The organism is Tessaracoccus caeni, assembly GCF_029211185.1.
GTDB lineage: Bacteria > Actinomycetota > Actinomycetes > Propionibacteriales > Propionibacteriaceae > Arachnia > Arachnia caeni.
In genome coordinates, this window is record NZ_JARGDO010000014.1 from 77,650 (window position 1) to 99,525 (window position 21,876).

Sequence of the window (21,876 nt, forward strand, 5' to 3'; positions counted from 1 at the left end):
ACAATGGCACAGATCAAACTCGAACACGTCAGCAAGCAGTACGGCGGAAAGCACTCCGAGGACTACGCGGTCAAGGACGTGAGCTACACCATTCCCGACGGGCACTTCGTCTCGATCCTCGGCCCGTCGGGCTGCGGCAAGTCGACGACGTTGAACATGATCGCCGGCCTGGAGTCGGTCACCGGTGGGGCGATCTGGATCGGCGATCAGCGCGTCGAGCAGCTCGAGCCGCACCAGCGCGACCTGGCCTTCGTCTTCCAGGACTACGCCCTGTATCCGCACCTCAATGTCTACGACAACATCGCCTTCGGCTTGAGGATGCGCAAGATGCCGGCCGCTCAGGTCGACGAGCGGGTGCATGACGCCGCCGCGAAGCTCGAGCTGGAATCGCAGCTGAAGAAGAAGCCCCGGGCGCTTTCGGGCGGCCAGCGCCAGCGCGTCGCCCTGGCTCGGGCCATCGCCCGGCGACCCGGCGTGCTGCTCTTCGACGAGCCCCTGTCGAACCTCGACGCGCTGCTTCGGGACAAGACCCGGTCGGAGCTGAAGCTGCTGCATGCCGACATCAAGTCGACCAGCGTCTACGTCACCCACGATCAGGAGGAGGCGATGTCCCTCTCCGACGCGATCGCGGTGATGAGCCGGGGGCATCTGGAGCAGTTCGGCACCCCCGACCAGATCTACCGCGAGCCCGCCACCGAGTTCGTGGCGACCTTCGTCGGCAAGCCTCGGATGAACATGTTCACCATGAAACGCGACGGCTCTCAGTTCGTGCTGCCCGGCACGAGCTTCCGGGTGCCCGCATCACCCTCGACCTGGAGCGAGGTGCGGGTAGGATACCGTCCCGGCGAATGCGGGCTGTCCACCTGCAGCGCCGCCGACTCGGATGGCAGCGTCCTCATGGTCGAACCGCTGGGGAGCCACACCGACGTGACGGTGGACCTCGGCGCGGCGAACTTCGTGGTGCGACTCACCGGCTTCACCGCCCTCGCGCCAGGGGATCCGGTGCGGATCGACGTGACGGACGCCGCGCAGCACCTGTTCGACGTCGCCACGGGACAGCGCCTCTAGAAGGGCGACAGACAACAGATAGAAGCGACGCCGGCGGCGAGTCACACGACTCGCCGCCGGCGTCGTCTGCCGGGTTCAGACCCCGGGCGGGGCGGGAAGCTGGGCGATAGGGGCCGGGCGACCGTTCTCTTCCCACTTCCTCATGGCGCGACGATCCCACCAGTTGGGATGCCTGACGACGACGGCGCCGGCGAAGTTGCCCCGCAGGATCAGCCGGGGCATTCCCTTCTCAGGCCTGGTGCGCACGGTGGAGTCCATGCCGGCCACCTGGCCGCCGTCGGCGGTGAGGCCCTGGCTGTCCACGCCCCATCCTTCGGGGACGATGATCCTGATCGTGCCCTTGCCTGCCAGCACGATGTCGGCCACCGGCGCCAGCACCCTGGCTTTGACGAGGTTGAGGTTGATCGTCGCTCCCGCGGAGACGAGTTCGGTGAAAGGGGGCAGCACCCACTCGCCGATCTGTTTCACCGAGTCCCACTTGGTCTGGATCACCCAGGGCTCCTCCCAGCTGAAGCCGACGCCGACCCCGAGCGGCGCGTCGGCACCCACGACGGAGTCCATCTGGGCGGCGGGCACCAGATCCTTGAGCACCGCGATCAGATCGCCGCGCGTGCGCGCGCCCAGCACGGCGGGCAGCCGGGCCTCCAGCTCGTCGAAGTCGATCCGCTCGTCGGCGGCGGCCTCCCTGAGTTCGGCCGCGGCGTGGTCGCGCTGGGATGCCGTCACCCGGAGCTGCGCGTCGGGATAGTTCTCGCTCATCAGAGGGGCCTCCATCTCACTTCGACAACCGGACCGTGCTGCCGCCCCAGAAGAGGAAGCCGCGCAGGACGAGGGTTCCGTTGGAGCCGTCGCCGCGGGCCTTCTTCTTCACGTCGTTACCGGCCATGATGGCGATCGTCTCGTCGATGACGCGCACGCCTTCGGGGATGGTGACGTCGAAGCCTCCCATCACGGCGCTGAGGGTGAGGGTGAAAGTGACGCCCGGCGCCATCGCCTGCGTGAGATCCAGGTTGTCGCCGCCCCAGAAGGCGAAGCCGGACGCCTCGGTGGTGCCGCGCTCGAAGGTGCGGTCGCGACCGGACATGACGGCGATGCCCAGCCCAGCATCGGTGGGGCCCGTCGAGGCCAGCGGCATGTACTGCGGTGCCGCCGGGACCGGCGACGCGTGATGGGTGGGCGCCACGAGCGTGCCGCCCTCCGGGAGATCGGCGAGCAAGCCGGCGACCTCGTCGACATAGGTGATCTTCAGCGCCTTGTCCTGGCGTTCGCTCATCTCCTCCAGGCTCAACCGCCCGGCCTCATAGGCGCGCTGCAGCGCCTCCAGCGCGGCCTCGCGTTCGGCGTCGCCGGCACGGAGCCGTCGCTCGGGCGGTTGCGCGGTCATGATGCGTCCACCGCCTCGACGATCACGCGACGGATGGCGTCGGCCGAGTTGGGCACGTCGACGACGTGTCGTGGCAGCTTTTCGATGCCATCGAAACGCGACGGGCGGGGCGGGATCTGCCCGGTGGCCTCGGTGATGGTCTCGGCGAACTTCACCGGCAGCGCCGTCTCCAGCACCACGACGGGGCCCTCGACGCCCAGCGCCCGCACGGCTTGCACGCCGTCGGCCGTGTGGGGATCGATGAGGCGCTGGTCCTCCGCCCAGATGCGACGGATCTGCGCCAGGCGATCCTCGTGGGTGGAAGCGGCGGAGACGAAGCCGAAGCGCTCGCGCTGGGCCTGGAAGGCGGGGTCGTCGCTGAGGTCGAAGACGCCATCGGCGGCGAGCCGGTCGACGAACAGCTCGCGCACGCGGGCCGCGTCGCGTCCCAGCAGGTCGAAGACGAAGCGCTCGAAGTTGGACGCCTTGGAGATGTCCATCGACGGCGAGGAGGTGGCCAGCGTCTCGGCCGCGCCGCGCACCCGGTAGACGCCGGTGCGGAAGAACTCCTCCAGCACGTTGTTCTCGTTGGTGGCCAGGATCAGGGTGTCGATCGGCAGCCCCATCTGGCGCGCGATGTGACCGGCGGCGATGTTGCCGAAGTTGCCCGACGGCACAGCCACGCTGATCGGCTCACCGTCGGAGATCTGCAGCCAGGCGGCGAAGTAGTAGACGATCTGGGCCATCAGCCGGGCCCAGTTGATCGAGTTGACGGCACCCAGCCGGTAGCGCGCCTTGAAGTCGGCGTCGTTGTTGAGCTGCTTGACCAGATCCTGGCAGTCGTCGAAGACGCCCTCGACGGCGAGGTTCACGATGGCCGGATCGTCGATGGAGAACATCTGCGCCTGCTGGAACGGCGACATCCGGCCCTGGGGCGACAGCATGAAGACGCGCAACCCGGGCTTGCCGCGCAGCGCGTACTCGGCGGACGACCCCGTGTCTCCGCTGGTGGCGCCCAGGATGTTCAGTGCCTCTCCACGGCGGGCCAGCTCGTAGGCGAACAGCTCCCCCAGCAACAGCATCGCCATGTCCTTGAAGGCTGCCGACGGGCCGTTGGACAGGTGCGCCAGCCAGGTGCCGTCGGAGAGCTTGGTGACCGGCACGATCGCCGGATCGATGAAGTTCGACGGCGCGTAGGCCCGCTCGCAGATGCCGCGCAGATCGTCGGCGGGGATGTCGTCGACGAAGAGCGAGACCACTTCGAACGCGAGCGCCGCGTAGCCCTCAGAACGCAACACCTCGCGCCAGCGGGCGAGGGTGTCGCCATCCACGGACGGGTAGCTCTCCGGCAGGTACAGCCCGCCGTCGGGCGCCAGCCCTTGCAGCAGGATGTCGCTGAACGGCAGGGCCGCACGGCCTTCGGTGTCGCGGGTCGAGACGTATCGCACGCGACAAGGCTACCTGTTGAGGCCTCTGTTAGTTCTTGATGTCGCGACGACTGAAACTCAGATAGCCGAGCACACCGAGCAGAACGAGCCAGGCGACGGCGATCCCGAAGGCCATCGGCAGGCTCACCAAGAACTGCGATTCGACCGTGGCACCGGGCGGCCGATAGTAGATCTCGGCGGGCGGCTCGATGAATGCGGAGACGGCCACCAGCGGATTGATCAGCGACAGATAGGGGCTGGCGTGGAACTCGCCGTAGGGCAGCCCCCAGGGCACGGTGAACCACGACGTGATCACCACGGCCACGGCCAACGCGGCCCCTAGACGCGCGTCGCCGCCAAGGAACACGACGAACGCTGCGGCCAGCGCGAGGATGCCCGCGAGCAGGATGGTGCGCGCGGCGTCCGGCACCAGGCTGGGCCAGGGGCCCACCTCCTGGTAACTGCGCTGCGCGATGAACCCGACCAGCAGAATGGACTGGCACACCACGTGCCCGAGCAGCATGAGCGACATGCCCCCGGCCGACGCGACGAGCGACTTGGCCGCCATCACCCGGCCCCGGCTGGGGGTGAAGGTGAGCTGGGTGGCCAGCGCGCCGCTACTCGCGTCGGAGCCTACGAGGAGCAGCGAGAACCCCACCACGAGCACGCAGAGGAACAGGGTCACGCCCTGCGAGCCATCGCTGCTGAGGTCGTCGAGGCTGTACGGGTGCTCCGAGAAGATGGTCGAGCAGTCCTCGTTGGCGCAGGTCACCTGTATGCCGTCGAAGCTGAAGGTCTGCACCTGTCCATCGGCGGAGGTCGTCATCACGCCGGGTTCGAACTCCCAGACCGGCTCCCCGTCGCTCATGAGCGATTCCTTCGCGTTCCCTGGCTCGTCCAGCGAATACTCTTCGTAGCTGTACTCCAGATACCCCTGGGAGGCCGCGTAGTCCTGCGGGTTCTCCCGCGCCGACTGCTCCTGGTCCCGCAGCCAGTTGTCTTCGTACGGCGACGCGTAGCCGACGATCGTGGCCGCCACACCCGCGCCGATCAGGAGCGTGAGGATGAATGCCGCCATGCTCACGGGGCTCACCTGCAGGCGTCGCACCTCGGCCCGCATGAGAGACAGGAAACTCATGCCGCATCCTCCCCGGCCGACCCGCTGCCACGGGTGAGTTCGAGGAAGACCTCCTCGAGGTTGCGCTTGCGGCTGACGAGCTGCGTCGGCCAGAGGTTCGCCCCGCCCAGGCACCGCGCCACCTGCGACGGATCGACGGCGCGTCCGTCCGCCGAGCGCACAACGAGCCCGTCGCATCCCTGCTCGACGAGGAAGCCGGCGGTGCGCAGCACCTCGGTGGCGTGCAGCCGAGGCTCGACCTCCACGAATACATGCGGGGCGGCATCGGCGAGGAACGCGTCCATCCATCCCTCCGCGACGATGCGCCCCTGGGAGATGATGGTGACCGAGTCGGCGATCTGCTCGATCTCGGAGAGCAGGTGGCTGGACACCAGCACGGTGCGCCCCATCTCCGACAAGGCGCGCATGGTGGAGCGGATCTCGTGGATGCCTGCGGGATCCAGGCCGTTGGTGGGCTCGTCGAAGATCAGCACGTCGGGACGCTTCAACAGCGTCGCCGCGATGGCGAGCCGCTGCTTCATGCCAAGGGAGAGGGTACGGAATGGGCGCCCCGCCGCCTCGATCAGACCCACCTCCAGCAGCACCTCGGTGACGCGGCGCGTGGGAGCGCCGATCGACAGCGCCAGCACCTCCAAATTGTTCGCGGCCGAGACGTTCGACATGAACCGCGGCGACTCGACGATCGCCCCCACCCGGGGGATCACGGCGCTGAGTTCGGACGGCACGGGGTGGCCGAGGATCTGCATCTCGCCTTGCCCCCGGACCAGCCCCAGCAGCATCCGGATCGAGGTGGTCTTGCCCGACCCGTTCGGCCCGAGCAGGCCGTGCACGCCGCCGTAGGGCACGCGCAGATCGAGCCCGTCGAGCACCCGCCTGCGGCCGTAGCGCTTGACCAGGCCCTGAGCCTCGATGGCCCACTCGTCGGGGCGGGCGCCCCACGCCAGCGTCGTCATGGCAGCAAACCTATGCGCCCGCCCGTCCCGGGAGAATCAGACCGCGGTCTCCAACGGCGCGAAACCCGTGCGCCTCCAGTGCCACCAGAGCGGCACCAGGAGCACCGCGACGATCTCCATGGCGATGTACGGCGGCAGGATGTCCTGCAGCGCGGGCAGCAGGGCGAAGCCGATCAGGATGAGCAGCGCGGCCCGATCCCGGCGCGGCGCGAATCCGCAGAAGAGGTAGAACGGGATCAGCCAGGTGAGGTACCAGGGCTGGAACGCGGGCCCCAGCACCCCGAAGGCGAGCAGTCCCAGCGTGACGAAGGCCCAGGGGTTCCCGGGCTCGTCGGCGCGCGGGCCGAAGCGCACATACAGCCAGACCAGTGACGCGACGATCAAGGCCAGCCCGACCGCCGTGACGACGGCGTTCACCGTCGGGAAGTCGGCCAGCTCGTGGTAGCGCCCGAAGGAGGCCACCCACGACAGCGGGGCGTTGCTGGTGGCCGAGATCGGGTTGCCGGCAGTCTCGGCGTTCCAGCCGAAGCCCAGCCCCGTCGCCATCGATGTGGCGACGAAGACCGCCACCGTCACCGCCCCTTGCACGACGGCGATCGCGGCGAGCCGACCCCAGCCTCGACGTCCGGCGGCGAGTTGCGTCTGCCAGGTGAGCGCGACCAGCCCCAGGCCAGCCAGCGCGGCGGACTGCTTGAAGCTCATCGCCAGTCCCAGTGCCACGGCAGCCAGCACGACGGCGGGCCACCGCGATGCCGCCTCGCTCGTCGCGACGACGAAGGCGAGCGCGAGCAGCGCCACCATCACCGAGTCGTTGTGGCCGCCGCCGATCCACTGCACCAGCACCACCGGGTTGGCCAGGCCGAGCCACAGCGCGAGCGTCGGGTCCGCGTCGAAGCGGCGCGCCAGCCGGACTAGACACCACCCCAGCAGGACCAGCGCCAGCACGCCTTGCAGCCGCATGCCTGCGGCCGCCCAGAACACCTGATCGCCGAACAGGGCCGAGTTGGTGCCGAAGCTCTGCACGGCCAGCGCGGGATAGACCGAGGTGGTCTTGTACCAGTGCACGCCCACCAGCAGCCCGGGCGCCCCGGCCTGTCCCGAGGGAACGAGATAGGGATCCAGGCCGTGGTTGAGCAGCCAGCCCTGAGCCGCGTACGAGTAGAGGTCGCGGCTGTGCATGGGCAGGGCGAACAACATGGGCAGCGACCAGATCGCCGCCAGCCACCCGGGATGACGCCAGCCGGACGACCGTCCCTGCAGCGCGGGCGGGGCGAGGCGCCACCAGCTGTACATCAGCACGGCGTGGGCGGGCAGCGTCAGGAACGGCCGCCACCACGACGCGCCGCGCTCGAGCAGCCCGTTCGCGTCCATGGCCTGCGCGAAGATGATCAGCAGCACGGCGAGGAGACCGGTCCAGATCCACAGCCACGACGCCGACCCGACTCGGGACGGTTCGCCACGAGAGAAACGCGCGGCGGTCACTGGCATGGGCGGAGGCTCCTTGTGTGAGGGGGGACGGCCGGCATGCGGCGCGGCGATGACCCGGAAAGGGTACCCGAGGACGCCCGCTCTCCGGAGTCCGCAGACAGCTCGGAAAACGTTCCAAGAAAATCGGTCTTGCGAGATGGCCGGACTGTCACGTTAGGCTGCATCTTATGCAACGTCACCGTACCGTAATCATCGGCTCCGGCTTCGGAGGCCTCTTCGGAGCCAAAGCGCTGAAGAGCGCCGACACTGACGTCACGATCATCGCAAAGACCAGCCATCACCTGTTCCAGCCGCTGCTGTATCAGGTGGCCACCGGTGTCCTCAGCGAAGGCGATATCGCCCCCGCTACGCGCGAGATCCTGCGTCGCCAGTCGAACGCCGAGGTGCTGCTCGGCCTGGTGGAAGACATCGACCTGACCAACCGCGTCGTGCAGTGGCGCTTCCACGACGCGTACCACGAGACTCCCTACGATTCGCTGATCGTCGCCGCCGGCGCCGGCCAGTCGTACTTCGGCAACGACCAGTTCGCCACCTTCGCCCCCGGCATGAAGAGCATCGACGATGCGCTGGAGCTGCGCGCCCGCATCTTCCAGGCCTTCGAGGTGGCCGAGTTCACCAAGCCCGGCAAGTACCGCGACGCGCTGCTCACCTTCGTCGTCGTCGGCGCGGGCCCGACCGGCGTCGAGCTGGCCGGCCAGATCCGCGAACTCGCCACCGGCACCCTCCGCCGGGAGTTCCGCAACTTCGATCCGGCCTCCGCCCGCGTGATCCTCGTCGACGGCGCCCCGCAGGTGCTGCCCCCGTTCGGGCCCAACCTCGGCAAGGCCACCCAGGAGAAGCTGGAGAAGATGGGGGTCGAGGTGATCCTCGGCGCCATCGTCTCCAACATCGACGAGCGTGGCGTGGATCTCAAGCACAAGGACGGCAGCATCCAGCGCATCGATTCGGTGTGCAAGGTGTGGGCCGCCGGCGTGCAGGGCAATAAGCTGGGCAAGACCCTCGCGGAGCAGTCCGGCGCGGAGCTCGACCGTGCCGGTCGCGTCGTGGTGAACGAGGATCTCACCCTCCCCGGCCATCCCGAAGTGTTCGTCATCGGCGACCTGGCCTTCGTACCGGGCGTCCCCGGCGTGGCGCAGGGCGCCATCCAGGGCGGCAAGCACGCGGCCAAGACCATTCGGGCTCGCATCGAGAACACGGGCGAGCCGGGTGCCTTCACCTACTTCGACAAGGGCTCGATGGCCACCATCGCCAAGTTCTCCGCGGTGGTGAAGATCGGCAAGATCGAGTTCACGGGCTTCTTCGCCTGGGTGAGCTGGCTGATCCTGCACCTGCTCTACATCGCCGGCTTCAAGCAGCGCGTCACGACGCTGATCTCGTGGTTCATCACCTTCGTCTCGAACGCCCGTCGCGAGCGCGTGGTGACCAACCAGCAGATGGTCGCCCGACTCGCTATCGAGCAGCTGGGATCCCGCACCTCCGGCTCCCTGATGCGCGGCAAGTCCGTCGTCGCCCCGAAGGACGAAAAGGCGGAGGACGAGGCTGCCGACCAGGAAAGCTGATCCACAGCCGAGTCACAGGTTGGGCTGTCAGAGTATGGGCATGCCCCACACAGCTGAACCCTTGCAGCGCCCCGACGGCACGCCGATCCGGGTGCTGACCGTCGACGACGAGCCCAGCCTGATCGAGCTGCTTTCGATGGCCATGCGCTACGAGGGCTGGGAGGTCTCCACCGCCCAGGACGGCGCCACCGCAGTGCGCGTCGCCCGGGAGGTGAAGCCCGACGCGCTGGTGCTCGACATGATGCTGCCCGACTTCGACGGGCTGGAGGTGATGCGTCGCATCCGGGCCGAGCAGCCCGACGTGCCCGTCGTCTTCCTGACCGCGAAGGACGGCGTACGCGACCGCATCCAGGGCCTCACCGCCGGCGGCGACGACTACGTCACCAAGCCGTTCAGCCTGGAAGAGGTGATCGCCCGGCTGCGCGGCCTGCTGCGTCGCTCCGGAGCCACCACCGTGCGCAGCGACACCCAGCTCGTGGTGGGCGACCTCATCCTCGACGAGGACTCGCGCGAGGTGACCCGCGCCGGGGAGCCGATCGTGCTCACCGCCACCGAGTTCGAGCTGCTGCGCTACCTGATGCGCAACCCCAAGCGCGTGCTCTCCAAGGCGCAGATCCTCGACCGCGTCTGGAACTACGACTTCGGCGGCCAGGCCAACGTGGTGGAGCTCTACATCTCGTATCTGCGCAAGAAGATCGACGCCAACCGCGAGCCCATGATCCACACCATGCGCGGCGCCGGGTACGTGCTGAAGCCGGCCGGCTCGTGAGCCGATCCCGCCCCGGGAGCCAGACCCTGGCGCGGCGGCTGCAGCGGCAGGTGACGATAGCCGTCGCCACGATGGCGATCCTGCTGTCCTTCATCACGGTGGTGACCGCCCGCTCGCTGATGATGTTCTCCCTCGACCAGGAAGTGACCTCGGTCAGCCAGCAGATCCCGGCCGGGATCCGCGGGGCGTCCTCCCCCTGGGAAGGCCTGCCCCCCGGCGCCGTGGTGGCGGTTCCGACCGAGAACGGCGTGGTCGCGGCGTTGATGCGCAAGGGCAAGGTGCGCGACATCCCGGACGAAGCGATCACGCAACTGCTGGAAACCCGCGTCGACCGACGGGCGCACACCGTCGAGCTCCCCGAGATGGGAAGCTATCGCGTGCAGGCTCGGCTGGAGGGGCAGCAGATCATCGTGGTCGGCCTGCCCATGTCGCGGATCGAGAACGATCTTCGCCGGATCGCGATGTCCGCCGCGCTGATCAGCCTGTTGGCGATCGCCGTCACCTCCTTCGTCACCAGGGCCATGATCAACTCCTCGACGCGGCCGCTGAAGGCCTTGTCGGAGGCCGCTTCCGAGGTGTCGGAGATGCCGCTCGACCAGGGCGAGGTGAACCTCCACACCCGGGTGGACGTCTCGATGCTGCCGCCCGAGAACGAGATCGCGCGCCTCGGCGAGGCCTTCAACCACATGCTGAACAATGTCGAGAGCGGCTTGGCCGCCCGCGAAGCCTCTGAGCAGAAGCTGCGGCGCTTCGTCGCGGACGCGTCGCACGAACTGCGCAATCCGCTGGCCGCGATCCGCGGCTACTCGGAGCTGGCCGAACGCTCGCCCGAACCGCTCAGCACGGACACCTCTTTCGCGCTGGGCCGGATCAGTGCCGAGTCGCAGCGCATGACCAAGCTGGTGGGAGACCTGCTCCTCTTGGCCCGGCTGGACGCCGACGCTCCCGTCGAGCCGCAGCCGGTGGACGTCGTCGAGGTCGCGCTCAATGCGGTCAGCGACGCCCGAGCCGCCGATCACGAGCACCGCTGGCAGCTGGAGCTGCCCGACGCCGCCATCTCCGTGCTCGCCGACCCCGACCAGCTGCATCAGGTGCTGGTGAACCTGCTGTCCAACGCCCGCGTGCACACCCCGTCGGGGACCATGGTGACCACCTCGGTGTCCGCCGAGAACGGGCAGTGCGTGATCCAGGTGCGCGACGACGGCCCGGGCATCCCCGCCGATACCCTGCCGCGGGTGTTCGAGCGCTTCGCGCGAGCCGATAGCTCCCGCGCCCATTCGGCGGCCCACTCCACGGGCCTGGGCCTGGCCATCGTCGACGCGGTGGTGCGCTCCTTCGGCGGCACCGCCGAGGTGGCCTCCCGCCCCGGCGACACCGTCTTCACGGTCCGGCTCCCGCTCCACACCCCCTGAGCCAGGCCAGCCCTCGGCCTTTCCGGGCACAGATCTGCGCCCACGCGTCGGCCTCGCTATATATGGGAGGCCTTCGCGTATACGCAGATTTGTGTGCGAAGGAGCGCCGTCAGCCCGTTGCGGACGGATAGGCTCGGGGCGAAGAAGGAGGCCTCCATGACCATCGCCCGCGAAGACCTGGCCCGCATGATCGACCACACCCTGCTGCGCACCGACGCCACGCCCGCCGAGGTGCGGGCCTTGGTGGCCGAGGCGCGAGAACTCGGCACCTACTCGGTGTGCGTCTCGCCGTCGATGCTGCCGATCACCGACGAGCTGGGTGACGTCAAGGTGGCTACCGTCTGCGGCTTCCCCTCGGGCAACCACACCCCCGCGGCGAAGGCGGCCGAGGCTGCTGAGTCCTCGCAGCTGGGTGCCGACGAGGTGGACATGGTGATCAACATCGGCCTCCTCAAGCAGGGCCGACCCGACCTCGTCGAGGCCGAGATCGCCGCGGTGCGCGCTGCCACGACGGGGCTGCTGAAGGTGATCATCGAGTCGGCGGCGCTCACCGACGAGGAGATCGTCGAGGCGTGCAAGGCCGCGGAAGCCGCCGGCGCCGACTTCGTCAAGACTTCCACCGGCTTCCATCCCGCGGGAGGCGCCTCGGTGCACGCGGTACGCCTGATGGCCGAGACCGTCGGCGACCGGCTGGGCGTCAAGGCCTCCGGCGGCATCCGCGACTTCGCCACCGCCGCCGCCATGGTGGAGGCCGGCGCCACGCGTCTCGGCCTCAGCGGCTCGGGTGCCGTCCTCGACGGAGTCACCGCCGACGACGCCTACTGAACACCTCTCCTCACCCACCGCCCCACCACCTCTCCTCACCCACCGCCCCACCACTTCTCCGCCCCCACCAACCTGACCCACCCCCTCAATCCAGGAAAATCGGCCAATGGCCGATTTTCCGGTGTCTAGGGACGAAAATCGGCCAGAACCCTGGTGGATTCTGGCCGTATCGCCGCTGCCAACGTCTACTTACCCAACCCCTCCCAGAAGATGTCGAAGTGCCGAGCCATCACCAGGAGCGGCTGGGTATAGGTGGCCACCTCGGTCTTGTCCTCGGGGTCGGTCCATGTGCAGGTGTACTCCCCCGGCCAGTCGATCGTCACCGCTGGGCGCGCGTCGCGTCCCTCCGGGATCTGACCGGCCTCTGCCTTCCGGTCGGCGGGGAGGGACTCATAGGTCCAGACGCAGAGATCCTTCTGCCGCAGCGTCGCGAAACCGAACACCCCGTAGGACGCGAACAGCAGCAGCACCGCCGACACGACGGCAGCGGTCATCACCAGCGCCCGCATCGCCCATCCCTTGCCCCAGAAGCCGGAGATGATCACCAGAACCAGTAGCACGAGGATCTGAGGAAAGAGCGGAGGGAAGTTCCACACCCACTCCGGCTCCCGGTAGGACTGCACGAGCTGGGCGATCAACGCCAGCAATCCGGCCAACGTCACCAGTCTGATCGCGCTCGGCACCACCTTCTCCATCGACCCAGACTAGGGGCCGAAGGGGCCAGTGCGGAGGAAAACGACCTAGTCGGCAGAGCTAGTCGGCGAACTGCGTCGCGTAGAGCTTGGCGTAGGCGCCGCCGGTGTCGAGCAGTTCGGCGTGCGTGCCTCGCTCGATCACGCGTCCCGACTCGACGACGAGAATCTGGTCGGCCTTGCGCACCGTCGACAGGCGATGCGCGATCACCACGACGGTGCGGCCCACCGCGGCCGCGTCGAGCGCCCGCTGCACCAGCACCTCCGACTCGGAGTCGAGATGGGCGGTGGCCTCGTCGAGCACCAGGATCGGCGTGGCCTTGAGCAGCAGCCGCGCGATCGCGACGCGCTGGCGTTCTCCGCCACTGAGCCGATAGCCCCGGTCGCCCACGACGGTGTCCAGCCCGTCCGGCAGGCGACGCACCACGCCGGCCACTTGGGCATCCTCCAGCGCAGCCCAGAGCTGGTCGTCGGTGGCGTCGGGGCGTGCGTAGCGCAGATTGGCGCCGATGGTGTCGTGGAACAGGTGCGCATCCTGGGTGACGTAGCCGACGTGGTCGCGCAGGGATGCGAGCGTCGCGCGGCGCACGTCGGCGCCGCCGATCAGCACGGCCCCGGAGTCCGCGTCGTAGATCCGCGCCAGCAGGTGAGTGATGGTGGTTTTGCCGGCGCCCGAGGCCCCCACCAGCGCGACGGTCTGCCCGGCGTCGGCGCGGAAGCTGATGCCGCGCAGCACCGGCTCCGACGGTGACTCATGGGTGACGCTGCCAGGACCGAGCGACGCCAGCGACACGGCCGAGGCCGGAGGGTAGGTGAACCACACGTCGCGGAACTCGACGGTGGCGGGGCCGTCGATGGGGTGCGCGTCCGGCGCGTCCTTGATCGCATGCGGCAGGTCGAGGATCTCGAAGACCCGCTCGAAGCTGACGAGGGCGGTCATCACGTCGACGCGCAAGGACACCAATTGCATCAGCGGCCCGTAGAGCCTGGCCAGCAGGGCCACCAGCGCGGTCAGCGTGCCGACCGTCAACTGCTCCCGCACCGCCGCGACGCCGCCGAAGCCATAGAACATCGCGGTGGCGAGAGCGCTGACAAGGGTCATCGCCGTCATGTAGACGCGGGTGGTCATCGCGATCTTGACGCCGCCGTCGGCCACCTCGCTCGCTTGCGCCGTGAACCGCTCCAACTCCTTCTCGGGCGTGCCGAAGAGCTTCACCAGCAGCGCACCGGAGACGGAGAACCGCTCGGTCATCGTCGCGGACATCTCGGCATTGGCCTGCATCCGGTCCTTCGTCAGCCCGGCCAACCTCACGCCCACCAGCCGCGCGGGGATCATGAACAGCGGCAGCAACACGAGCGCGGCAAGGGTGAGCGGCCACGACAGCACCAGCATCGATCCCAGCACCAACGCCACCGTGATGCCGTTGCTGACCACCGACGACAACGTCGACGTGAAGGCCTGCTGCGCGCCCGTCACGTCGGACTGCAACCGCGAGACCAGCTTGCCCGTGTTGGAGCGGCTGAAGAAGGCGATCGGCATGCGTTGCACGTGGTCGTAGATCTGGGTGCGCAGCCGCAGGATCAGCCCTTCACCGATCCGGGCGGAGCACCAGCGCTCGACGACGCCCAGGCCGGCGTTGACCACCGCCATCCCGGCCACCGCGAGCGACAGCGTCACGATCAGCCGCGTGTCACCCGCCAGCACCCCGTCGTCGATGATCCGCTGGAAGAGCAGCAGCGGAGCCACCGACAGCGCGCTGGCGACGACGACCACGACGAGGAAGATCAGCAGCAGTCCCGTGAACGGCTTTCCGTAGGCGACGACACGACGCAGCGTCCCTCGAGACAGCTTGTGGTTCTTCAGTTCCGGGTCGGCGCGCATCCGGCCGAGTAGTCCTCCCCCGCCGCGATACCCCACAGACATGCCGTCTCCCCTCGTCCGCCGTCCACCTCTAAGCCTTCTATGATCAACGACGCACGCGATACCGCGTGTGAAGCACGCGAGTCCCCTGGATGACAACGTCTGGGTCTTCCAGGAGCTGCTGCACGTCGACGGAGCCGAAGTACCTTTTGCCGGACCCGAACACGACGGGGGCGACATCCATGCGTACTTCGCTGACGAAGCCCGCGGCGAAAAGCTGGCCGCCGACATCGCCTGCAGCGACCTCAATCACGCGATCGCCCGCGAGCTCCTGCGCTGTAGCGACGGCTTCCTCGACGCTACCTACGAAATGAAACGGTGCCTCGTCGTTCCAGCCCTCGGGTGCCGGACGGTGCGTCACGACCACCACATGTTCGACTCCGCTGGGAGGCGTGCCGTCCCAACCATCCGTGAGGTCGAAGACGTGGCGACCGACGATCGTCACCGCGATCTCGTCCCAATAGGGACGAATGTAGTCATAGGACACCTGCGACACATTCAGGGCGCCGCTGTCATCCAACGGCACCTCGCCGCTGACCAACCATTCGAAAAGCGGGCCGGGGTCATCGTTCGTGTCGGCGATGAAACCGTCAACCGATACCGAGGCGTTCATTACGATATTGCTCACAAGGGGCTCCTCTGCGTGATGCGTATCTCCAAGTGTGGAGCTCGGCGAGCTATCGGTCTTGTAAGAAATCAAGCGGCAATGCCCAGCCGTCGAGAACGCTACCGGGGTGTTCTCGCATGAAACGCCGACGTGCTTCGATGTACTGAGTTGGCGTGAGACCGGTGAATCCCCGGAACTCGTGGCCGAAATGTGCCTGATCGAAGTAGCCTGCGCCGGCCGCGACCTCGCTCCAGTCGATCGGCTCGTCCGGGTCGATCGCCAGCATGGTCGAGGCAAAACGTTGGGTGCGGGCCAGACGTTTCGGGGTCACTCCGATGAGCTCCTTGAATCGCAGCGCCAGATGGGTGTTGCTGACGCCGGCTACGTCGCTCAACTCGCCGATTGCAACCGCCCCGCTGGTCTCGGCGATGAGCTTGCTCAGGTGGCTAACCATGCCAAGACCTGCGCTCTGGCGCAGCCGTTGTATCAGCGCGTCTTCGAGCAGATTCAACATTTCGGACGGCCCGTGCGCAGCGGCCAGTCGGTCTCGCAACTCGGCTACGGCAGCCCGGCCCCAGACATGCTCTATCGTGACGGGCCGGTCTCGCAGTTCTGCCACCGGCATCGGCAGGAACGGCGCCAAGCCCCAGGGCTTGACGTGCGCGCCGACGGATGTCGTCCAGAGGGGGTAGCTGAAGTCCCATGCGCGAGTGGGTGTAGCAACCACACAGCCGTCGGCATACTCGGATGTTTCGACATCGTCGCCGCCGCGGATTCGGAATGGTGCCCCGAGATTGACGATGAACAGCGCCGTCGGTGCGGGCGGCAGCATCAGACGAGTGTATGGCGGCGACCCCTGCAAGTAGTAGAGGTCATCGATCAGCCCGTTCAGCGGTGGCCGCGGCACTCTGGACACGTATTCCATGCATCCAAGTATCCGGTTCTCGCCGGCTCGTCGGCCCGCGCTGCCACTAGGCTGCTGCCATGCTGCTCAGCGACCGCGACATCCTGGCCGAGGTGGCCTCCGGCGGAATACAACTCGACCCGTGGGACGAGGCGATGGTCCAGCCCGCCAGCGTCGACGTGCGCATCGACAAGTACTTCCGGGTATTCGAGAACCACCGCTACGCCACCATCGACCCCGCCGAGGAGCAGCCCGAGCTGACCCGCCTGGTCGAGCCGCCGAAGGGAGAGCCCTTCATCCTGCACCCCGGCGAGTTCGTGCTGGCCTCGACGCTGGAGCTGGTGACGCTCGGCACCGGCGTCGCGGCGCGCCTGGAGGGCAAGTCGTCGCTCGGCCGTCTGGGCATCCTGACGCACTCGACGGCGGGCTTCATCGATCCCGGCTTCTCCGGTCACGTCACCCTTGAACTGTCCAACATGGCGACGCTACCGGTGAAGCTGTGGCCAGGGATGAAGATCGGCCAGCTGTGCTTCTTCCGCCTCACCTCACCGCCGGAGAACCCCTACGGCTCCGAGAAGTACGGCTCGCGCTACCAGGGCCAGCGCGGCCCGACGCCGTCGCGGTCTTACCTGAACTTCCACCGCACCGAGGTCTGACTGGCAGGACGTCTGACGCCGTAGCGCAGAAACCCCAGGCGCCTAACTAACAGATTTCGCACTCTGAATCATGCAGATTTCCAGGTTCGAATCATGCAGATTTCACGCTACGAGCATGGACATCGCCGACTGCCAGCCGCCGGTGCAGTGGCTACGAAAACGTACGGGCCATCCGGGCGACGGCCTCGCGGATCACGTCGGGCGAGGCGGCCAGGTTGATGCGCACCCATTGCTTCGCGTCGAGGGAGAAGTCGGTGCCAAGGTTGAAGCGCACGCGGCCCACCTCATGGAACTGCTTGGCCGGGAAGTCCAAGCCCAGCGGGGAGCAGTCCACCCAGGCCAGGTACGTGCCTTCGGAGGGCTCATAGGTCAGGCCCAGCTGCGCGGACAGTTCGTCGGCGAGCAGCCGCTTGTGCTGCGCGACCTCATCGGCCACCTGCAGCGGCCAGTCGCGCGCGTCGTTGAGGGCCGCGGTGTGGGCGATGATGCCCGCGTAGCTCGCGCACTCGCTCACCATGGGATGCAGGGCATTGAAGACACGACGCGCACCCGGCCCCGCGACGATCAGGCCTGCCTTGTAGGCGGCCAGGTTCCACGACTTGGAGGCCGAGGTAACCACATACGCGTTATCGGCGCCGGGCACCTCAAGGTAGGGGATATGCGACGCGGGGGTGAGCGGAGCGTGGATCTCGTCGGCGATCACCACGACGTCGTGATCGGCGGCCAGCCTGGCCACCGCCGTGAGCTCCTCCAGAGTGTGCACCGTGCCGTTGGGATTATGCGGAGAGCAGAGCAGATAGGCCGTGGGCTTCACGCCACGAGCCCCGCTGAAGGCCTCGGCAAGCCCGTCGAGATCCAGCCGGCCGGCCTCCGTCAGCGGCACCTCCAGAGTCTGGCGTCCAGTGGCCTTGCAGATGCCACGGAACGGCGGGTAGATCGGCGGGTTGATCACGACGTGGTCGCCGGGCTCGGTGACCGCGGCCAGCACGTCGCGCATGCCCTGCATCACGTCGCCGGCCAGCTTGATGTCGGCGCCGTCGATCTGCCAGTTCCAGGTATCGGCGGCGTAGGCGATGAAGGCGTCTTGGTAGTCGGGCTGCTCCGGGTAACCGCTGTCCGACAGCGCGATCGAGCGGGTCAGCGCCTCGGCGATCGGCTCGGCCAGCCGCGCGTCCATTTCCGCGACGAACATCGGCAGCACGTCAGGCTCGAACCGGCTCCATTTGATGGAGCGACGACGACGCAGTTCCTCCAGCGGGACATCGAAGATAGCCATGCGCCCATCCTGCCCCCAAGCGAGGCACCGCCGCCAACGCCGTACGCAACCAGAGGAAAACCCAAGAGATCCCGCCAGTAGACGGCAGAATCTCTAAACAGGAACTGTAAATTTTACAGTAATTTACAGTTCGCTTACACTTGGCGAATGAGGCTACCCAGCAAGCCACCCAGCGTCGCCACCCTTCTTACCAACCTGGATCCCTCCACCTTGGTGAGGGCAGTCGAGGCAGGACGCCAGGTGTCCGACTACCCGAGCTGGGACAAGGTGCGACGGCGCCCCGCGCCGGACGGCCTCACTCCCGAACAATGGTGGGTCGGCATCAAGTTCAGCCGGGCCACCGAGCCACTTTCACTCCGAGACAAGGAAGGCCGGCCTTTCGTCGTCGCAACCCCTCCCGACGTGAACAAGGCTCTCTACGAGATCTGCATCGCAACCGCAGGACGACTCGGCACCGGAGAGAAAGTGCTCGGAGACGCCCAACGGGACCGCTATCTGATGAGCTCCCTGCGCGAGGAGGCGATCTCGTCAAGCCTGCTCGAGGGCGCAGCGACGACTCGGCGACAGGCCGCTGAGATGCTGCGCACCCGGCGTCGGCCGCGGACCAGGGGGGAGCGCATGGTCGCGAACAACTTTGCCGCCATGCAGTGGATCCGCGAACACACCCACGACCCCATCACCCCCGAAGCCATCCTCCAGCTGCATGCCATTGTCACCGAGGGAACGCTCGACGACGCGGCAGACGAGGGACGGATCCAGCAACCGGGCGAGGACCGCGTCGTCGTCGGTGGCGAGGACGACACCATCGCCCACGATCCCCCACCGGCCGACCAACTTCCAGAGAGGCTCGAGCAACTCTGTCAGTTCGCGAACTCCACCGACGCAAACACGGGGTGGCTACACCCCCTTGCCCGGGCGATCATCACGCACTTCATGATGGGCTACGACCACTACTTCGTCGACGGCAACGGGCGCACAGCCCGGGCGCTGTTCTACTGGGTCGCTCTACGCGAAGGCCACTGGCTCATGGAGTATTTGAGCATCTCCAGCCTGCTCTACGCCGCTCCGGCGAAGTACGCGAAGGCCTATCTGGACACGGAGACCGACGACGGCGACGTAACCTACTTCCTTGTGCACCAGCTCGACGTGATTCGCCGTGCACTCGAGGCGCTCCAGAGCTACCTCGACGAGCGGCAGACAGAGTTGCGGGAAGCGACCACCTGGGCGCGGCACCTGGGCCTGAACCATCGGCAGGTGGCATTGGTCCAGCGCGCCATCGCCGACCCGAACACGGTGTTCACCGCCCAGAGCCATGCCTCCAGCCACGCGATCACGCTCCAGACCGCACGCACCGATCTGAATCACCTCGAAGAACACGGGATCCTCGAGCACTTCCAGCGCGGACGACGTATCGAATGGGCGCCAACCGCGGATCTGACCGCTCGCCTCACCGACGAATCCTGACCCCAACACTCGCATTAACATGTAAATTTTACAGTTATTTACACTTATTTACAGTTCGGGCGGGACGGGGACCTCTAAGAGCAAAGAGCCCTGGCGGCCAGGTCGACGTCGGAGGCGTCGTTGAAGACGTGGAAGGCGACGCGGGCGCGCCCGTCGCGACCGGAGGCGACGATGCCAGCGGCGGCAAGGCGAGCGAGATCGGCACCGTCCGGATCTTCCCAGGTGACGATCGCGCTGGGATGACTGGGCTCGGGCAGCCCGAGGCGCTCACGGAAGGCCGCAGCGAGGCCTGTGGTGTAGGCATACAGCTCATCGCGATCGAGGCCGGCGAACAGTTCCAACGCGGGCTCCGCTCCAACGAAGGCCTGCCAGGCCGGAGAGACGTCGAAACGGCTAGCGTCAGCGGCGAGCTCGACCTCACCGCCGTAGCAGGACGACCACGGATCGGAGCCTGCGTACCAACCGGCATGCACGGGGCGCAGGGTCGCCGCGAACTCATCCCGGAGCGCGAGGAAGGCCACCCCTCGAGGCGCACACAGCCACTTGTAGGCGTGACAGACGAGGGCGTCGAAGCGGGAGGCATCGACGGGCAGCCACCCGACGGCCTGGGTGGCGTCGCACAACGTCCTGGCGCCACAGCTCGCGGCGGCGGCGACGATCGCATCGGCATCCGCAACCTCGCCGGTGGCGGACTGCACGATCGAGAACGCGACGAGGTCGGTGCCGGGGCGGATCGCGTCGACGAGCCCGTCGAGAGGCACAGCCCGCACCCTGATGCCGCGTCCCGCATGCACGAACGGCAGCACCATCGAGGAGAAGTCTCGGTCGGGCACCAGCACCTCCGCGCCGTCGGGCAGCGAGGCCGCGATCAGCGAGGCGAGCACGGAGGTCTGCGATCCGATCGCGACGCGGTCCGGCGAGACCCGGACGAGGGAGGCGAAGTGCGCCCGGGCGCGCTCGGCGACCGCCTGGTAACGAGCGGCGTTAGGTCGCCCAGCGGCCGCCTCGTTCAGGTCGACGATCATGGCCGCACGAGTCGCCCGCGTCGGCAGGCCGGTGGTGCAGGCCGCCAGGTAGCCGCGCCCACCAGCGAACGCGTCGCGTGCGTGAGCGATCGTGGGGCGGGAGCGGAGCGACTTCAACATGCTTCCAGCCTGCCGCTCCACATTTCATTCGTCTAGAACAGGTATCGGATGAGATACATGCTGTTTCCTTATGATTGAGGAATGGATGCTTCCGATCTGGAACCCGAACTCGACGTGCAGTCCCTGCGCGTCCTGAAGGCGATCGCCGACCGCGGTTCCCTCACCGCCGCTGCGGAGGCATTGGGTTTCAGCCAGCCCGCGGTGAGCCAGCAGCTCAAGCGGCTGGAGCGACGGATCAAGCTTCCCGTGGTGGAGCGGATCGGCCGCACGGTGCGGCTCACCGAGGCCGGCCGCATCCTTGCGCGCCACGCCCCCGCGGTCACCACGGCGCTCGACGCCGCCGCCGAGGAACTGGCGGAGTTCCGTGGCCTGCGCGCCGGCCGGGTGCGTCTGATCGGGTTCCCCTCGGCCTCCCCTACCGTGGTGCCGCGGATGCTCGCCGATCTGGCCGACCGGCACCCCGGACTCGCCGTCACCTACGTCGAGGCGGAGCCACCCGAGGCCGTCGACGCGGTGCGCGACGACCGCGCTGACATCGCGCTCACCTTCAGCTACCCCGGGGATCGCAACGATCCGCACGATCCGAGCGCGCACGGCCTGTCGGTGCGCTCGATCGGGGGCGACGACCTCCTCGCGATCCTCGCTCGCGACCACCCCGCCGCCCGAGGCACCGGGATCGATCTCTCCGACCTCGCCGGAGAGAGCTGGATCGCCGGTTGCCCGCGGTGCCGCGGCCACCTGCTGGAGGTCTGCGACCGAGCAGGCTTCACGCCACGGATCGCCTTCGAGACCGACAACGTCGCCGCGGTCGAGGGCCTCGTCGCTCAAGGCATCGGCGTCGCCCTGCTGCCCCGCATGGCCGTGGACTCCTTCCCCTTGCTGCCGGGCATCGTCGCGAAACCACTGCCCACTGCGGATGGCCGCACGATCCACCTGGTCACGGCCCGAGGCGCCGACCGCGTCCCCTCGGTGAAGGCCACCATCGACGCGATCATCCGCGCCGTCCACCCGTGACGCTCTTCGAGGTGCGGAGCGCAGCGGAGCCCCGAGGAGAGCGACCGGCAGCCGAACGCGTAGTTGTGTGGAGGATGGGGTCCGCCCCTGACGCTCTTCGAGGTGCGGAGCGCAGCGGAGCCTCGAGGAGAGCCACCGGCAGCCGAACGCGTAGTCGTGTGGAGGATGGGGTCCGCCCCTGACGCTCTTCGAGGT

At 67.8% G+C, this 21,876-nt stretch carries 20 protein-coding genes; 8 read left to right on the forward strand and 12 right to left on the reverse strand.

The genetic code is table 11. The features are described from left to right. Nucleotides 1-3 precede the first annotated feature (3 nt). Nucleotides 4-1,068, forward strand: a complete 1,065-nt coding sequence (locus tag P0D62_RS13035) for an ABC transporter ATP-binding protein (protein WP_275702980.1) — start codon at nt 4-6, stop codon at nt 1,066-1,068. A 75-nt stretch (nt 1,069-1,143) separates the two neighbouring features. Here the strand turns inward: P0D62_RS13035 and P0D62_RS13040 are convergent, their stop codons facing one another. Genes P0D62_RS13040 through mptB form a run of 6 tightly spaced genes read right to left on the reverse strand, consistent with a single transcriptional unit; the run spans nt 1,144 to nt 7,437 of the window. Next, nucleotides 1,144-1,827 (reverse strand): DUF1707 SHOCT-like domain-containing protein, encoded by a 684-nt coding sequence (locus P0D62_RS13040; protein WP_275702981.1) that lies wholly within the window; start codon nt 1,825-1,827, stop codon nt 1,144-1,146. Nucleotides 1,828-1,843: 16 nt separating this feature from the next. Then, complete coding sequence (locus P0D62_RS13045; protein ID WP_275702982.1) at nt 1,844-2,452, reverse strand: DUF1707 SHOCT-like domain-containing protein; 609 nt, start codon at nt 2,450-2,452, stop codon at nt 1,844-1,846. Continuing rightward, nucleotides 2,449-3,879 carry a threonine synthase gene (gene thrC, locus P0D62_RS13050; RefSeq protein ID WP_275702983.1) on the reverse strand — a complete coding sequence of 477 codons (1,431 nt, stop codon included), beginning with the start codon at nt 3,877-3,879 and terminating at the stop codon, nt 2,449-2,451. Before thrC ends, P0D62_RS13045 begins: the two co-directional genes overlap by 4 nt. Before the next feature lie 28 nt (nt 3,880-3,907). Continuing rightward, the gene (locus P0D62_RS13055) at nt 3,908-4,996 is read right to left on the reverse strand and encodes an ABC transporter permease subunit (protein WP_275702984.1); all 1,089 of its coding nucleotides are present in this window, start codon (nt 4,994-4,996) and stop codon (nt 3,908-3,910) included. Next, nucleotides 4,993-5,949 carry an ABC transporter ATP-binding protein gene (locus P0D62_RS13060; RefSeq protein ID WP_275702985.1) on the reverse strand — a complete coding sequence of 319 codons (957 nt, stop codon included), beginning with the start codon at nt 5,947-5,949 and terminating at the stop codon, nt 4,993-4,995. The genes P0D62_RS13055 and P0D62_RS13060 overlap by 4 nt, the downstream gene beginning before the upstream one ends. Nucleotides 5,950-5,985: 36 nt before the next feature. Then, a complete protein-coding gene (gene mptB, locus P0D62_RS13065) occupies nt 5,986-7,437 on the reverse strand; it encodes a polyprenol phosphomannose-dependent alpha 1,6 mannosyltransferase MptB (protein ID WP_275702986.1) in 1,452 nt (483 codons plus the stop codon). A gap of 167 nt (nt 7,438-7,604) precedes the next feature. Between mptB and P0D62_RS13070 the strand changes: the two genes are divergently transcribed. The 4 genes from P0D62_RS13070 (at nt 7,605) to deoC (ending at nt 12,002) form a co-directional block, all read left to right on the forward strand. Continuing rightward, a complete protein-coding gene (locus P0D62_RS13070; RefSeq protein WP_275702987.1) occupies nt 7,605-8,996 on the forward strand; it encodes an NAD(P)/FAD-dependent oxidoreductase in 1,392 nt (463 codons plus the stop codon). Between the two features lie 40 nt (nt 8,997-9,036). Further along, nucleotides 9,037-9,765, forward strand: a complete 729-nt coding sequence (locus P0D62_RS13075; protein ID WP_406708253.1) for a response regulator transcription factor — start codon at nt 9,037-9,039, stop codon at nt 9,763-9,765. Continuing rightward, a complete protein-coding gene (locus tag P0D62_RS13080; protein WP_275702989.1) occupies nt 9,762-11,177 on the forward strand; it encodes a sensor histidine kinase in 1,416 nt (471 codons plus the stop codon). Before P0D62_RS13075 ends, P0D62_RS13080 begins: the two co-directional genes overlap by 4 nt. A 156-nt stretch (nt 11,178-11,333) precedes the next feature. Continuing rightward, entirely contained in the window at nt 11,334-12,002 is a 669-nt protein-coding gene (gene deoC / locus P0D62_RS13085; RefSeq protein WP_275702990.1) for a deoxyribose-phosphate aldolase, read from the forward strand. A 185-nt stretch (nt 12,003-12,187) separates the two neighbouring features. Here deoC and P0D62_RS13090 read toward each other — a convergent pair whose 3' ends face one another. The 4 genes from P0D62_RS13090 to P0D62_RS13105 form a co-directional block, all read right to left on the reverse strand. Beyond that, nucleotides 12,188-12,697: a hypothetical protein gene (locus P0D62_RS13090; protein ID WP_275702991.1), complete on the reverse strand. Its 510-nt coding sequence runs from the start codon at nt 12,695-12,697 to the stop codon at nt 12,188-12,190. 58 nt (nt 12,698-12,755) lie between these two features. After that, a complete protein-coding gene (locus P0D62_RS13095) occupies nt 12,756-14,618 on the reverse strand; it encodes an ABC transporter ATP-binding protein (RefSeq protein ID WP_275702992.1) in 1,863 nt (620 codons plus the stop codon). 43 nt (nt 14,619-14,661) lie between these two features. Further along, nucleotides 14,662-15,228, reverse strand: a complete 567-nt coding sequence (locus P0D62_RS13100) for a dihydrofolate reductase family protein (protein ID WP_406708254.1) — start codon at nt 15,226-15,228, stop codon at nt 14,662-14,664. Nucleotides 15,229-15,292: 64 nt separating this feature from the next. Further along, entirely contained in the window at nt 15,293-16,147 is an 855-nt protein-coding gene (locus P0D62_RS13105; protein ID WP_275702994.1) for a helix-turn-helix domain-containing protein, read from the reverse strand. A 59-nt stretch (nt 16,148-16,206) separates the two neighbouring features. Between P0D62_RS13105 and dcd the strand changes: the two genes are divergently transcribed. Further along, entirely contained in the window at nt 16,207-16,782 is a 576-nt protein-coding gene (dcd, locus tag P0D62_RS13110; RefSeq protein ID WP_275702995.1) for a dCTP deaminase, read from the forward strand. 151 nt (nt 16,783-16,933) lie between these two features. Here the strand turns inward: dcd and P0D62_RS13115 are convergent, their stop codons facing one another. Then, nucleotides 16,934-18,058 (reverse strand): MalY/PatB family protein, encoded by a 1,125-nt coding sequence (locus P0D62_RS13115; RefSeq protein WP_275702996.1) that lies wholly within the window; start codon nt 18,056-18,058, stop codon nt 16,934-16,936. A gap of 147 nt (nt 18,059-18,205) precedes the next feature. On the opposite strand from P0D62_RS13115, the gene P0D62_RS13120 reads away from it, so the two are divergent. Beyond that, on the forward strand, nt 18,206-19,522 hold the full coding sequence (locus tag P0D62_RS13120) for a Fic family protein (RefSeq protein ID WP_275702997.1): 1,317 nt from the start codon (nt 18,206-18,208) through the stop codon (nt 19,520-19,522). Between the two features lie 74 nt (nt 19,523-19,596). On the opposite strand, the gene P0D62_RS13125 is transcribed toward P0D62_RS13120, so the two are convergent. Next, nucleotides 19,597-20,667, reverse strand: coding sequence for an aminotransferase class V-fold PLP-dependent enzyme (locus tag P0D62_RS13125; protein ID WP_275702998.1), 1,071 nt, complete (start codon nt 20,665-20,667; stop codon nt 19,597-19,599). An 81-nt stretch (nt 20,668-20,748) separates the two neighbouring features. Between P0D62_RS13125 and P0D62_RS13130 the strand changes: the two genes are divergently transcribed. Further along, nucleotides 20,749-21,681 carry a LysR family transcriptional regulator gene (locus P0D62_RS13130; RefSeq protein WP_275702999.1) on the forward strand — a complete coding sequence of 311 codons (933 nt, stop codon included), beginning with the start codon at nt 20,749-20,751 and terminating at the stop codon, nt 21,679-21,681. Nucleotides 21,682-21,876 lie beyond the last annotated feature (195 nt).

What these genes read in the sequence shown, in the direction of transcription:
- P0D62_RS13035 (WP_275702980.1), top strand. Translation starts at nt 4, where the DNA reads ATGGCACAGATCAAACTCGAACACGTCAGCAAGCAGTACGGCGGAAAG.
- P0D62_RS13040 (WP_275702981.1), bottom strand. Translation starts at nt 1,827, where the DNA reads ATGAGCGAGAACTATCCCGACGCGCAGCTCCGGGTGACGGCATCCCAG.
- P0D62_RS13045 (WP_275702982.1), bottom strand. Translation starts at nt 2,452, where the DNA reads ATGACCGCGCAACCGCCCGAGCGACGGCTCCGTGCCGGCGACGCCGAA.
- P0D62_RS13055 (WP_275702984.1), bottom strand. Translation starts at nt 4,996, where the DNA reads ATGAGTTTCCTGTCTCTCATGCGGGCCGAGGTGCGACGCCTGCAGGTG.
- P0D62_RS13060 (WP_275702985.1), bottom strand. Translation starts at nt 5,949, where the DNA reads ATGACGACGCTGGCGTGGGGCGCCCGCCCCGACGAGTGGGCCATCGAG.
- mptB (WP_275702986.1), bottom strand. Translation starts at nt 7,437, where the DNA reads ATGCCAGTGACCGCCGCGCGTTTCTCTCGTGGCGAACCGTCCCGAGTC.
- P0D62_RS13070 (WP_275702987.1), top strand. Translation starts at nt 7,605, where the DNA reads ATGCAACGTCACCGTACCGTAATCATCGGCTCCGGCTTCGGAGGCCTC.
- P0D62_RS13075 (WP_406708253.1), top strand. Translation starts at nt 9,037, where the DNA reads ATGCCCCACACAGCTGAACCCTTGCAGCGCCCCGACGGCACGCCGATC.
- deoC (WP_275702990.1), top strand. Translation starts at nt 11,334, where the DNA reads ATGACCATCGCCCGCGAAGACCTGGCCCGCATGATCGACCACACCCTG.
- P0D62_RS13090 (WP_275702991.1), bottom strand. Translation starts at nt 12,697, where the DNA reads ATGGAGAAGGTGGTGCCGAGCGCGATCAGACTGGTGACGTTGGCCGGA.
- P0D62_RS13095 (WP_275702992.1), bottom strand. Translation starts at nt 14,618, where the DNA reads ATGTCTGTGGGGTATCGCGGCGGGGGAGGACTACTCGGCCGGATGCGC.
- P0D62_RS13100 (WP_406708254.1), bottom strand. Translation starts at nt 15,228, where the DNA reads ATGAACGCCTCGGTATCGGTTGACGGTTTCATCGCCGACACGAACGAT.
- P0D62_RS13105 (WP_275702994.1), bottom strand. Translation starts at nt 16,147, where the DNA reads ATGGAATACGTGTCCAGAGTGCCGCGGCCACCGCTGAACGGGCTGATC.
- dcd (WP_275702995.1), top strand. Translation starts at nt 16,207, where the DNA reads ATGCTGCTCAGCGACCGCGACATCCTGGCCGAGGTGGCCTCCGGCGGA.
- P0D62_RS13115 (WP_275702996.1), bottom strand. Translation starts at nt 18,058, where the DNA reads ATGGCTATCTTCGATGTCCCGCTGGAGGAACTGCGTCGTCGTCGCTCC.
- P0D62_RS13120 (WP_275702997.1), top strand. Translation starts at nt 18,206, where the DNA reads ATGAGGCTACCCAGCAAGCCACCCAGCGTCGCCACCCTTCTTACCAAC.
- P0D62_RS13125 (WP_275702998.1), bottom strand. Translation starts at nt 20,667, where the DNA reads ATGTTGAAGTCGCTCCGCTCCCGCCCCACGATCGCTCACGCACGCGAC.
- P0D62_RS13130 (WP_275702999.1), top strand. Translation starts at nt 20,749, where the DNA reads ATGGATGCTTCCGATCTGGAACCCGAACTCGACGTGCAGTCCCTGCGC.